Below are 12,424 nucleotides of genomic sequence, written 5' to 3'. Positions count from 1 at the left end.
AGCTCGTACCTGCTCGAATGGTTAAAGCGATGCTAGTGGGGAACAAAAACGATGCTAATGATGCGATTGCCATTGCTGAGGCATCTCAACGGCCTAAAATCCATTTTGTTGCAGTTAAAACGATTGAGCAACAAGATATTCAGTCGTTACAAAGAATACGGAGTCAATTCGTTAAACAACGAACGGCCACTGTGAATCAGCTTCGAGGACTTCTGGCGGAATACGGTGTCGTCACTGAACCCAGCAGCGCCTGTTTAATAGGGTCAATCCCGACGATTCTGGAAGACCCCAACAATGAACTCTCCCATGTAACTCGTTCATTCGTTTTAAAGCTCTGGGTGCACTACAAGCAGCTTAGTGAAGAGATTGATTCGCTGACACAGCAACTGATTATTTGTGCCCGTAAACACAAGGATTACGAGCTATTATCGAGCGTCCCTGGCGTAGGACCTCTTGTCGCGTCAGGCATCATTGGTTCTATAAACAGCGTTGGTGAGTTCAAAAATGGTCGGCAACTGTCCGCGTGGTTAGGGTTGACGCCGTCTCAATACAGCAATGGTGACAAAAACTATCTTGGAAAAATCACTAAACGCGGAAACCGAGATTTAAGGAAGCTACTCATTCAGGGGGCAAGAGCAGTGATAAACTGGTGTGAGCGAAAATCGGACCCACTCAGTCTGTGGCTACAGACATTAAAACCCAAGATGCATGTCTGCAAATTGGTCGTTGCTCTCGCGAATAAGCTGGCACGGATTATTTGGGCCGTGTTGGTAAAAAGAGCGCCTTATAATCCTCATTTGGCGTGTGCCTGATAAAGAGAACCATCTGTAAAAGAGCGGTAATACACTGATGTAAAACGGTTTGTCTTATTCAAAACCTGTTAAGGACAGCGGCTATTGAAAAGCCATGCGTGTGTAGAGGAGGATAAGACGTCAATTTGGAACTCATTAGGGCGCAGCAAACTAAACGTTGCTATAACGACGCCGGATATATGTCGCAAGACCGTCGACCATCAATGTTAATCTCCGTTAAGGGTGCCTATGAAATAGCTTAAAGAAAAGACCGACATTAATTTCAATCAGGCCTTGCGAACAGCGAGGTGACCATATATGTCCTTTTGCTTTTCTTGTTTCATGCCCCGCTAGCACGCTTCTGGACAGAAATGAGATACAGTTTTCACTAAATTAGCAGTTAATGAATTAGCTTAAGTATTGCAAAGACTTAATCACGCGGTCACTAAACAACATCAGAACGAATACCTAGCTACTCAGCCTCAACGAAAAACATATCATCGTCTTCAAGCAAGGCTTCATCTTTGGAATCAACAAGCTTTAATAGCTCGCCTTTACTGTGGTTAAGGTGGCTCAGCATGGTCTCTTTGGCTAATGCCTCATCACGCTTTTGCAAGGCATAGAAGATCTGTTTGTGTTCATCTAGCCAGCTTCGCTTTAATTCTTCATCGTGAAGATACTTAACATTGAGCTTTGCCCACAGCTCACTGTCTGTTCGAACTCTGTTCCACAAGCGGTTTGCGGTATCTATCATCATTCGATTCTGGGTCGATTCAGCGATAAACAGATGGAACTTGCGGTCTAGCTCTTCAAACTTCTCGTTGTCGTTGATGTGTTCTTCCTGAAGCTGGATGATCTTTCTCAGCTCTCTGAGTTCATTGAGCTTGATGTTTCTAGCCGCGAACTCAATGATACTGGTCTCAAGTACCATGCGTGCTTGCAATAGCTCAAACACGCCTACTTCTTGGATAAGCTTGTCGCTCACCAAGCCCTTAGAGTCCGGCTCTTTCTCCTTAAAGAAGATACCCGCACCTTGTTTTACATCCACCAAGTCTTTCAGCTCAAGCATGATAATAGCTTCACGAATGGTCGCACGGCTGGTATTAAACTGTTCACTCAAGCTGCGCTCAGAAGGCAGTCTTTCTCCTGGCTTAAAGACTCCGGTTACCAGTAGCTCTTCAATCTGAAGGCCTACTTGATAGTATCGTCTCTTGGAGTTTTTCTCTGCTGCCATATACCATCTCTAAAAAGGTCAACCAATTTACAAATCATACAATACCATAGAGCTAAACAATTGGAAACAGTGTAAAATAAAACTTTACAGACAGCTGAACAAGCTATATGGCGCCCAATCACAAAATAACTAGATATTGATTTTAGAGTGGCGCTAAACCACTGATTTGACGCTCTTTATGTACTAAAAAAGGGTGCGATTAAGCACCCTTTTTGGCTGGTATTTTAGTTATAGAGCGCGAATCTTATCCGTGTATTCTTGAGCCCATGCGTACTTCTTAAAGATATCTTCATACAGAGGCTCCATGGCGTTCTGGTTCCACTCATTGAACTCAGGACTCGGAGTAATAAACTCAACATTGTTATCGATAAAGAACTGCTTAGTTGCTTCATTGTCTTCAACAACTAACTCCCAAGAGTTGCTGCTGTAGTTGTTCGCTGCAGTATCAATAATCGCCTTATGCTCTTCGCTAAGACCATCATAGAACTTCTGGTTCATGCCCAGATTCAGAGAGGTAAACATGTGGTTAGTCTCTATGATGTACTTCTGAACCTCGTAGAAACCTTGTGCCTTGATAAGTGACATTGGGTTTTCCTGTGCATCTACTACGCCCTGCTCAAGACCAGTAAATACCTCGGTAAATGCCATAGTCTGAGCGTTAACGCCTAGCAGGTTACCCATATCTACAAAGGTTTTCAGGTTAGGTACACGCATACGCACACCCTTGTAATCATCTGGAGAATCAATGCGCTTGTTCGAAGAAATAACGCGGAAGCCAGATGCGGTATAAGCTAAGTGCTGAACGTTGTATTCACTGAATACACCCGCAATCTCTTGGCCTACCTCACTATCAAGTACCTTCTTGGCGTGGTCATAATCTCGAATCAAGAACGGAGTCTCGGTAAAGCCAAGCTTAGGGTCTAGGCTCTGCATCAATGAACCAAACAAGGCTACCTCGATAGTGCCATTTCGCACACCGTTAATCATCTGCTCTTCCGCACCTAGTTGTGCGTTAGGGAAGATCTTAACCTCAATCTCACCGCTAGAGGCTTCCTCTACTTCTTTTTCAAAGGCTTGAAGCGCGATGTGTTGTGGGTGCTGCTCGTTAAAGTAGTGTGCAACCTTAATCTTTGTAGAGTTTGAGCCCCAAAACGCGCTTGCTGAAAATGGTGTAATCACAGCTAGAGTCAGTGCCGAAGCCAGGAATGTTTTTTTCATCTTAAAGTCCTTATCCAAGTAGTTTTATAGGGTAGGTAATGATTTCTGGTATAGCTATTAATAGGAACATCACGACAATGTGAACCAATAAAAACGGCGCAATACCTTGTGCTAGTTCGCCAATTTTTATCTTCGAGATACTGGAACCCACATAAAGTACAGTTCCAATAGGTGGTGTAATTAGGCCAATAGAAAGGTTAATAACCATAAGCACACCGAAATAGATTGGGTCGATGCCATAAGAGACGACTACTGGGAGCAAGACCGGAGCAAAGATCAGAATCGCAGGTACTAAGTCCATCACACAGCCTACAAGCAGCAGGAACATCATAATAATGACAAGGATAACGATAGGGTTGTCTGAAATACCCTTTAGAATCTGTACCAATTCTTGAGGGATTTGAGCAACTGTAATAGCATAAGCCGAAACCATGGCTGCAGATGCGATAAACATCACGATACCTGTGGTTTTAGTCACCGAAAGGAAGATATCTGGTAGTGCCGTTGGCTTCAGTTCGCGGTAACCAAAAGAAACGATAGTAGCGTAGATGGCTGCAACCACACCGGCCTCGGTTGGAGTAAAGATACCGCCACGCAAGCCTACGATGATGATTACTGGCAACATAAGCGCCCAGAAAGCTTCAACGAATGCCTTGCCACGCTCTTTCCAAGACTTCTTCTCGAAAGTAGGGATCTCAGTATCTCTGTATAGATACTTCCAGGTAAACCAAAGACCCAAACACATCAGAAGACCCGCTGGCGCACCACCGATAAACATCTTAGTGATACTTACGCCGCCGATAACACCAAATACGATCATAGGAATCGAAGGTGGGATAACCATCGCGATAATGCCCACCGCACAGATAATACCGGTGGAAGACTTAGCCGAGTATCCGCGAGACATCATCATAGGAATCAAGATGGCACCAAGCGCCGCCGTATCCGCAACCGCAGAGCCCGAGAGACCCGCGAAGATAAGGCCGGAGATAATGGCTACGTAGCCCAGTCCACCCTTGATGTGACCCACAAGAGACAGAGCAAAATCTACGATACGCTTAGATACCCCGCCCTGCTTCATGATTTCACCGGTCAGGATGAAGAATGGAATCGCCATCAGCGAGAAGTTGTTGGCACCATTGATGAAGTATTCAGCCATGATCTGATGGTCAAACAATCCCATCACACCCAGCATGACTGCCGCAGAGCCAAGCATGGCGATAGAAACTGGCGTACCTAAGAAGAGAAGAACAAATAGAGAGCCTAGAAATAACCAAATCATTGCTGTTTTTCCTTCTTCTTAAACACCTTGGCAACTATGCCAATAAGCAGAATGGAGCAAGAGATGACGCCTGCAATGTAGATAACTGAGGTAGGAATACCTGTAGCTGGTAGACCTTGGGCATGAGTCAGTGCAATAAGCTTGCTGCCACCAATCAGCACAGAAATCAGAACGAGAACTATCACTATGCCAGCGATAGCGCCAGTAATTTTCTGGCCAATATTGCCTAAGCGGGAGACTATGATATCAACGCGTAGGTGGGAGTTATCTCGGTTCGCGATGATGATTCCTAAAAACACCACCCATACAAATGCAATCCTTGAAGCTTCTTCCGACCAAGGCAGGCCAGAGTCGAATGCGTATCTCAACACGACATTCATAAAGACCAGAATCACCATGGTTAACATAGATGCGATCGCAACTAGGTTTACTAATTGATCTAACCAATTAATTAGTCTTTTCATTAAAATCACCCTATATAGGATTCAATAAACCAATAAGTGAATAAACAAAGAATAAATCAACCAATTAAGTAATAATGTGAACCAAATTGATATATTTGGTTTACCAGTGTGAGTGACCTCAAGCTTTAGTTAATTTCCGTACTGGGTATAAACAAATAGCTTTTATTGCACCCTAGGCCTAATCATATTTAGGTATGAGAAGATCCCCAGCGATATAAAATCACCATTTCACACGTTTTATTAGTGGTTAACCTATTGAATAGCCAGGCAGATTACATATTTTCTGGGAGGGATAAGCAACCCATAACCCACCTGAATTACTTACACTTGATATTGAGCTATCTTGTCCCAATCAAATTCAACACCCACACCTGGCTCATCCGACGCTACCGCCCTGAAATCATTAACAACCAGCGGACGCTTGGTGTATTCATCGATAGGGAAGCTATGAACCTCGAGCCAGCCGCTATCAAAAGCAGAGACTAGGCTTACGTGTAGCTCTTGCATGCCGTGTGAACAAACTGGAATCTTGTTCTCAGTGATAAGGTCCGCAGCCTTCAGCCAACCGGTGATACCGCCACAGTTAGAGGCATCTGGTTGACAGAAGCCAAGCTCAGATTGCTCCATTGCGTAACCAAATTCATGGATGGTGTGCAGGTTTTCACCCATGGCTAATGGGATAGAGGTGTGGCGTGCGATCTCAGCGTAACCCTTGTAGTCATCAGGGATGGTTGGCTCTTCGAACCAAGTGATATCGTATTGCTCAACAGCTTTTGCCAGTGAGATGGCCTGCTCTACTGTGAGTGAGTAGTTCGCATCAATCATGAAGGTAACATCAGGGCCAATAAGCTCTCTTACAGCCTTAATGCGATCGATATCTTCTTGAGGGTTAGCACGACCAATCTTAATTTTGACCGCTTTGAAGCCACTTTCTAGGTAACCTCGAATATTGTTGAGTAGTTTTTCTAGTGGGAATTGAAGGTCGATACCGCCGCAATAGGCTTTACAGGTATTGTTTTTTCCACCCGCCATCTTCCAAAGTGGTAGGCCTTCACGCTTACCTTTGAGATCCCACAGGGCAATATCCACCGCCGACATCGCAAAGGTAGAGATACCTCCACGGCCAACATAATGAATGTGCCACTCCATAAAATCGTAGATCTCTTCAATCTTGGTTGCATCCTTGCCAATCAATGCCGGCTGAATATCATGCTCCAGCATAGCTTTGATGGAATAGCCTCCCTTGCCACCGGTATAGGTATAGCCCGTACCGGTGCTTCCATCTTCAAGGGTTACAGTAGTGGTAATCAATTCAAAGTGGTCATGATCGCCGTGCTTAGCATCAGAGAGCACTTCCTTTAAGGGAATCTTAAACAGCTTTGTTTCTATATTTCTTATATTTGTATTCATTAGGTATTGGCCTGTTATTTTTTTAATTGGCAAGTAAGTCAATTTATTACTTACTGCATTGATAAATGATCATCGTGGCTTATACCTGCCATAAGTAGGGTTTATAAAAAATGGCAAAGCATATACAACTGATGGATATTAATCTGAGAGCTTGAGAGAGAAATGACAAATCTGTTGCATAAATAAGCGGATTTGTCATTCAGTTCCCGGCAAAGTTAACTTTTGAGATATTCGAATACAGATTCAGCGACATTGATACCCAGCTCATCACTCTGCTGACGATAGGCATGCTGTGGATCGTTAGGTGCTTGAACCTTGTCTCTGCCCGCCATTGGCTTGGTGGCGCGCAGTTCTGTAACTAGCTGAAGCATCATGGCGGCAAAGAATGGGTTGCCAAGTTTGTCTGGGTTGATGACGATGACTAGGCTCGCTAGCTTGCGCATCTTGTCGTATTCGCCATACATTCGGGTGATGTGGTTGCTCATGTTAGCCCCCATAAGCCCGCCGGTTAGCGCATCGATAGACAGAGCAATGCCCGAACCTTTATGACCACCAAAGGTCAGTAGGTTTTCTACCTTGTGAGGGTCGGTAGTAACGTTACCCTCAGCATCGATAGCTAGGTTCTCACCAATCTGCTGACCGGTTTCTTTTGCGTGTAGAAGCTTGCCAAATGCGGTCGCACTGGTTGCCATATCCACTATCATCGGGGGCGAATCTTTAACCGGGAAACCAAATGCGATTGGGTTAGTACCTAAGAAACGCTCGGCAGAGCCATACGGAGCTACGCAAGTGTCGGTCTGAGTCATCGACATGCCGATCATGCCCTGCTCTGTAGCTTGCTCCATGAAGTAAGAAAGGGCGCCACAGTGAGAACCATTTTTCACACTGACAAAACCAACACCAGTCTCTTTAGCAAGCTCAATAGCATGGTTAGTAGCGGCGATCATAGCTGGGTGACCCATACCATCATCGGCGTCGAAAATAGCGACCGATGGTGAAATCTGCTCAATACTGAACTCAGCTGATTTATTTAAACCGCCCTCATTCAAGCGATGGCAGTAGTGATCCACACGCATTACACCATGGGAGTGAACACCGGTTTTATCAGCGTGAATCAATACATCGACCACGTCAGAAGCAACCTCTGCTTCTAGGCCCGCTTCTAGTAGTTTGGTGATCGATAGATCACGCAGCTCTTCTTTATTAACTCTAATCATTTCAATCACCTAAAACGTAACGACGCCCTTAACTAGTTCACGGCTCTGACAAACATCTTCGCTGTATGACAGACCAAAGGTGTGGAAGTCATACTCACGGTTTTTCATGATGGACTCAGAGATCTTGCCCTCTGACATCAGCTGTATAACGCGCTCAAAGTCTTGGCGAGTTGCGTTTCGAGAGCTCAGCAATGTGGTCTCTTTCATATGGAAGGTTGGGTTGTGGAAAGAAAGCTCACCTTTGGTAAAGCCAACGAATACCAGCTTGCCACCGTTACGGATAAGGTTGACCGCGTTAGACATAGACTTGTCAAAGCCGGTTGCGTCAAAGATAAGGTCAGCGCCCTTGCCGAATGCCTTGCGTACATCCTCAGCATAGGTTCCTGAGGTAGCATTTAGGGTTGGTACGCTTAGCTTTTCTGCTGCCCAATCAAGGCGCTCAGTTGCAACATCCACAACGATTACATTGCAGCCCTCAGCCTTAGCAATGGCTGCCGCAGCAAGACCAATAGGGCCAGCACCTACTACAAGTGCATTGTTACCCTGCTTAACCTCTGCTCGGCGCACCGCGTGTGCACTGATGGCAAAGCACTCAACCAGCGCACCCTGGCTATCAGAAACATTGTCCGGCAGCTCGATTAGGTTGTTCTCTAGTACCGCCAAGTATTCCGTGAAACCACCGTCTTGATGCACGCCATAAAGAGAGATGCTCTCGCAGCAGTTTGGTTTCTCATCTTCACACGCTGGGCAAATACCACATGAGATAGCTGGGATAACTGAGTAACGCTTACCAGTTTGTACCTTAGTAACCTGGTTACCAATCTCTTCAGCAGTGCCGCTGATTTCATGGCCTAGCACTCGAGGATAGGAGAAGAATGCTTGTTTACCCGCAAAGGCATGGATGTCTGTTCCGCAAATGCCTACTGAGTTGATCTTGAGCAGCACCTCATTAGGCTCGATAACTGGCTTATCTCGCTCGATGTACTCTATTTTGTTTGGCTCTTGGCAAACTAACGTTTTCATATTAAACATCCATCCTTAAACTAGATTTGCGATGGTGGATTTAATTCCATCGTTATCAATTTCTTTATATTTCGATAATACTTGGTCGATGAACTGGTTATTTTCTTTGCCATGTGCACCAAATATTGCTTCAAGACTCAAAAATGCATTGGCTCGGCTTTCAGTATCTTCAGCGGTAATGATTTCTTTAAAGCTGTCAGCCAATGGGTCGTAGATTTCTTGATTCGACTCTTGCAACTGGATCAGGTAGTGCATCCAACCTGCGACGATAGTCGGTTGTACCTTTGACTCAATGCTGCGCTGTTGCAGGGTTAAGAAAGGGTCGATGGCGCGCTGTGGAAGCTTTTGAGAACCGTCCATAGCAATCTGTGCGGTCTTATGTTTTACATTTGGATTGCTGAAACGCTCAATCAGAAGGTCGGCGTATTCGTTGAGGTTCACATCAAGGTTTGGGCTTAGAGAGCGGCCTTGTTCCTCGACCATCAACTTGTGAGTAACCTTACGCAGTTGCTCATCTTCCATGCACTGATAGATATACTCATAGCCAGCTAACGAACCGTTGTAGGCAAGGAAAGAGTGAGAGCCATTAAGCATACGCAGCTTCATCTCTTCGTACGGAAGAACATCTTCAACCAGCATGGCACCAGCTTTATCCCAGTCCGGACGACCTGCAACAAAGTTGTCTTCAACTACCCATTGGCGGAAGTCTTCACATACGATGCCACAAGGGTCTCGGTAGCCCGTCTGACGCTCAACCACTTCGAACTGCTCTTCTGTCATGGCCGGAACGATACGGTCAACCATAGTGCTTGGGAAGGTTACGTTGCTCTCGATCCACTGGCTCAGAGATTCATCCAATAAAGAAGCAAACTCGATAATCACATCCTTGGTTAAAATGCCGTTTTCTGGAATGTTGTCACACGACATGACGCTAAAGGGTGGAAGCGCCTTTTCTTTGCGGATGCGTAACGCCTCACAGATAAGGCCAATAGCTGATTGAGGTGCAGAAGAATTTTCTAGGTCATGAACTATTAGAGGATTGGTTTTATCTAGCTCGCGAGACTGAGGATCCGCGCAATAGCCTTTCTCAGTGATAGTCATTGAAACTATGCTCACTTGAGGCTCAACCAATTTTTCGATAGCGCGTTGAATACCATCAACCGGAGTGTGCATAGATTCGTTTATTGTGCGAACCAAGCGAGTTTTCATCTCAGACTTTGAGGTTTCTACAACACTGAATAGATTATCCTGCGCCTGAAGGTCGTTAATAAGAGCTGGGGAGCCAAACATATTTATTTCACATATGCCCCACTTCTCTTCTGATAGTTGATTGGTTAGATCGTTATATACAGCTTGATGACCTCTATGGAATGCACCAAAGCCAATGTGAACCATTTTGCTATTTAGCTCTTTGCGATTGTAGCTAGTAACCTCGTCAAAATTACCCGACAGAATATTTCCTGACATCTTTTCCACCAATATTTTCCTTTGTACTGATCGGAGGTATGTAAACCAACTCAGTTCATTCCCCCCTGAACTTGATTTCAGTATATGAATGCCATACAAAATATATCAACCAATTACTCAAATTGGTACGCCATATCTTGACCAAGATCTAACTCTATCATATTCGATCTATATCACACTTTTATCTATACCATTTAAAATCAACAGCTTAAATAAGATTTCAATTTTAGATATTGGACAACCAAGTGGTAAACACCCGAGATATGTGTATAAATTAGCCTAAACATAAGGCTGTTTATCAAGACATTCCACACAGGAGAAGTAGAAAATGAGTACGAATCAAGAAATTGGACAACCAATATCAGCAGACATACTGAGTTTTGGTGAACCTATGTTTGAATTTAGCCAGATATCAGGAGTTAAGCCTGGGCAGCCTGACTTTCTGACTGGCTATGGAGGCGATGCCTCTAACTTTGCTATCGCGGCAGCACGCCAAGGGGCAAATGTAGGGATGCTTACTCACCTTGGTGGTGATGAATTTGGCCGACTGTTTCTTGAGCTTTGGAAGAAAGAAGGGGTATCTAGCGAAGCGGTAAAGCTAAACCCACGAGCCCATACCGGGGTCTATTTCATTACCCATGATGAAGAGAGCCATCACTTTTCATTTATGCGAAAAGGCTCGGCTGCGAGCTTAATCACTCCTGATCAACTGCCACTTGAGGCGATAGCGAAAGCTAAATTGCTCCACACAACCGCAATAACTCAGGCGATCAGTACTCAGAGCTGTGATTCGGTATTTGCCGCGATCGAGCACGCCAAAGAGCATGGAACCACAACCTCTTATGACACCAACCTAAGGCTAAAACTTTGGTCACTGAGACGAGCGAGCGCCATCATAGATGAAACTGCATCCATGGTGGATATCTGCTTCCCGAGTATTGATGAAGCTCAATTATTGACAGGCCTTAACTATGAAGATGACATCATTGACCATTATCTAAAGCTTGGTTCGAAAATAGTAGTGCTCAAAAAAGGTGGAAAGGGTGCGACCCTAGCAACATCGGAAAAGCGCTATTCAATCAAACCACACAAGGTAGCTAAGGTTGATGCTACGGCGGCTGGTGACTCCTTTGCCGGTTCTTTCTGCACAAACTATGTTACTGGTAAACCTTTTGAAGAGTGTCTTGCTAGAGCGAACGCTACCGCTTCTATCACCATCACAGGCTATGGAGCTGTTGCCCCTCTTCCAACCCTGGAACAAGTAAACCAGCAACTATTAGAAAAAGAAACAATCTAAGGAGAGCAATATGACAAATCTTAATCAACAACTTGAAGCCGTCGCAATCATCCCAGTTATCACCATCGACAATGCAGAGGATATTGTGCCTCTAGGTAAGGTTTTGGCTGAAAACGGATTGCCTGCCGCAGAGATCACCTTTCGTACCTTGGCTGCTGCCGAGGCCATTCGATTACTGCGTGAATCCCAGCCAGAGATGCTCATTGGGGCTGGCACCATATTGAACAAGGATCAAGCTATTCAAGCAAAAGAGGCAGGTGCATCATTCGTTGTTTCCCCAGGCTTTAATCCCAAAACTGTTAAAGCTTGCCTAGAACTAGGCATAGATATAATCCCGGGTGTAAATAGCCCGAGTGGTGTTGAAGCGGCGTTAGAGCTTGGCATCACTACATTGAAGTTCTTCCCTGCAGAGCCTTCTGGTGGGACTTCCATGCTCAAAGCACTTCTCGCGCCCTATGCAGATATTCAGGTTATGCCAACAGGGGGAATAAGCCCAGCTAATATCTCAGACTACCTCTCGATTCCTAGAGTTATAGCTTGTGGCGGTACTTGGATGGTGGATAAAAAGCTCATTGAAGCCAAGGACTGGGAAACCTTAGCCAGGCTCACTCGCGAAGCGGCGGGATTGGTGAATAGCTAAACCACGGACCTTACCCTTGATAAGAAATCTAGGGCAAGGTCTTCACTCTCAGGGATTATCAATAATAAAATTGCCGGAATTTTTCAAGGTAGTTGTCATCACTTTCTTGTTTCTTGCTCCGTCAGCACGCATTTGGATGTTCTGAGTTCGGATAACTTTTAGTAGGGGAAACTAGCGTTTCATAAACTGTGCACGATATTTCATCCTAAGTAGAGTTTATTAAACCCGACCAAAAGCTTTGAGAAAGTTCTTGGGCTGTTGGTGAAACCTTACATGCTCGGGATGATTAACCTTCCTCTTTCCCCTAAAAGGCGGCGCAATGTATCCCCAATTTGAACATCTTGAGAAATTTTAGGTGTGTGATGAGATGGTCACCTCTAT

The 12,424-nt window shown here is 44.9% G+C and carries 11 protein-coding genes; 3 read left to right on the top strand and 8 right to left on the bottom strand.

Translation table 11 applies throughout. The features are described 5' to 3' along the window. Window positions 1-812 (top strand): IS110 family transposase (locus DA100_RS07785; protein WP_138971657.1); only part of this gene is annotated, 812 nt, incomplete at its 5' end. Window positions 813-1,263: 451 nt separating this feature from the next. On the opposite strand, the gene DA100_RS07780 is transcribed toward DA100_RS07785, so the two are convergent. The 8 genes from DA100_RS07780 to DA100_RS07745 form a co-directional block, all read right to left on the bottom strand. Further along, window positions 1,264-2,025 (bottom strand): FadR/GntR family transcriptional regulator, encoded by a 762-nt coding sequence (locus DA100_RS07780; protein ID WP_138971656.1) that lies wholly within the window; start codon window positions 2,023-2,025, stop codon window positions 1,264-1,266. 228 nt (window positions 2,026-2,253) lie between these two features. Further along, entirely contained in the window at window positions 2,254-3,243 is a 990-nt protein-coding gene (locus tag DA100_RS07775; RefSeq protein WP_138971655.1) for a TRAP transporter substrate-binding protein, read from the bottom strand. A gap of 10 nt (window positions 3,244-3,253) precedes the next feature. Beyond that, a complete protein-coding gene (locus tag DA100_RS07770) occupies window positions 3,254-4,525 on the bottom strand; it encodes a TRAP transporter large permease (protein ID WP_138971654.1) in 1,272 nt (423 codons plus the stop codon). Next, on the bottom strand, window positions 4,522-4,989 hold the full coding sequence (locus DA100_RS07765; protein ID WP_138971653.1) for a TRAP transporter small permease: 468 nt from the start codon (window positions 4,987-4,989) through the stop codon (window positions 4,522-4,524). The genes DA100_RS07770 and DA100_RS07765 overlap by 4 nt, the downstream gene beginning before the upstream one ends. A gap of 321 nt (window positions 4,990-5,310) precedes the next feature. After that, window positions 5,311-6,399, bottom strand: a complete 1,089-nt coding sequence (locus DA100_RS07760; protein WP_138971652.1) for a 3,6-anhydro-alpha-L-galactonate cycloisomerase — start codon at window positions 6,397-6,399, stop codon at window positions 5,311-5,313. 215 nt (window positions 6,400-6,614) lie between these two features. Beyond that, window positions 6,615-7,616, bottom strand: a complete 1,002-nt coding sequence (locus DA100_RS07755) for an Ldh family oxidoreductase (RefSeq protein WP_240800893.1) — start codon at window positions 7,614-7,616, stop codon at window positions 6,615-6,617. Window positions 7,617-7,625: 9 nt separating this feature from the next. After that, the gene (locus tag DA100_RS07750; protein WP_138971651.1) at window positions 7,626-8,639 is read right to left on the bottom strand and encodes a zinc-binding alcohol dehydrogenase family protein; all 1,014 of its coding nucleotides are present in this window, start codon (window positions 8,637-8,639) and stop codon (window positions 7,626-7,628) included. Window positions 8,640-8,654: 15 nt separating this feature from the next. Continuing rightward, a complete protein-coding gene (locus tag DA100_RS07745) occupies window positions 8,655-10,106 on the bottom strand; it encodes a mannitol dehydrogenase family protein (protein ID WP_138971650.1) in 1,452 nt (483 codons plus the stop codon). A gap of 328 nt (window positions 10,107-10,434) precedes the next feature. On the opposite strand from DA100_RS07745, the gene DA100_RS07740 reads away from it, so the two are divergent. Further along, on the top strand, window positions 10,435-11,403 hold the full coding sequence (locus DA100_RS07740) for a sugar kinase (RefSeq protein ID WP_206208556.1): 969 nt from the start codon (window positions 10,435-10,437) through the stop codon (window positions 11,401-11,403). A gap of 10 nt (window positions 11,404-11,413) precedes the next feature. Continuing rightward, the gene (locus DA100_RS07735) at window positions 11,414-12,043 is read left to right on the top strand and encodes a bifunctional 4-hydroxy-2-oxoglutarate aldolase/2-dehydro-3-deoxy-phosphogluconate aldolase (protein WP_138971649.1); all 630 of its coding nucleotides are present in this window, start codon (window positions 11,414-11,416) and stop codon (window positions 12,041-12,043) included. The last annotated feature ends 381 nt before the right edge of the window (window positions 12,044-12,424 follow it).

This window comes from Vibrio sp. Hep-1b-8 (assembly GCF_006124995.1).
Taxonomy (GTDB): domain Bacteria; phylum Pseudomonadota; class Gammaproteobacteria; order Enterobacterales; family Vibrionaceae; genus Vibrio.
This window is presented reverse-complemented; position numbering and strand designations above follow the sequence as displayed.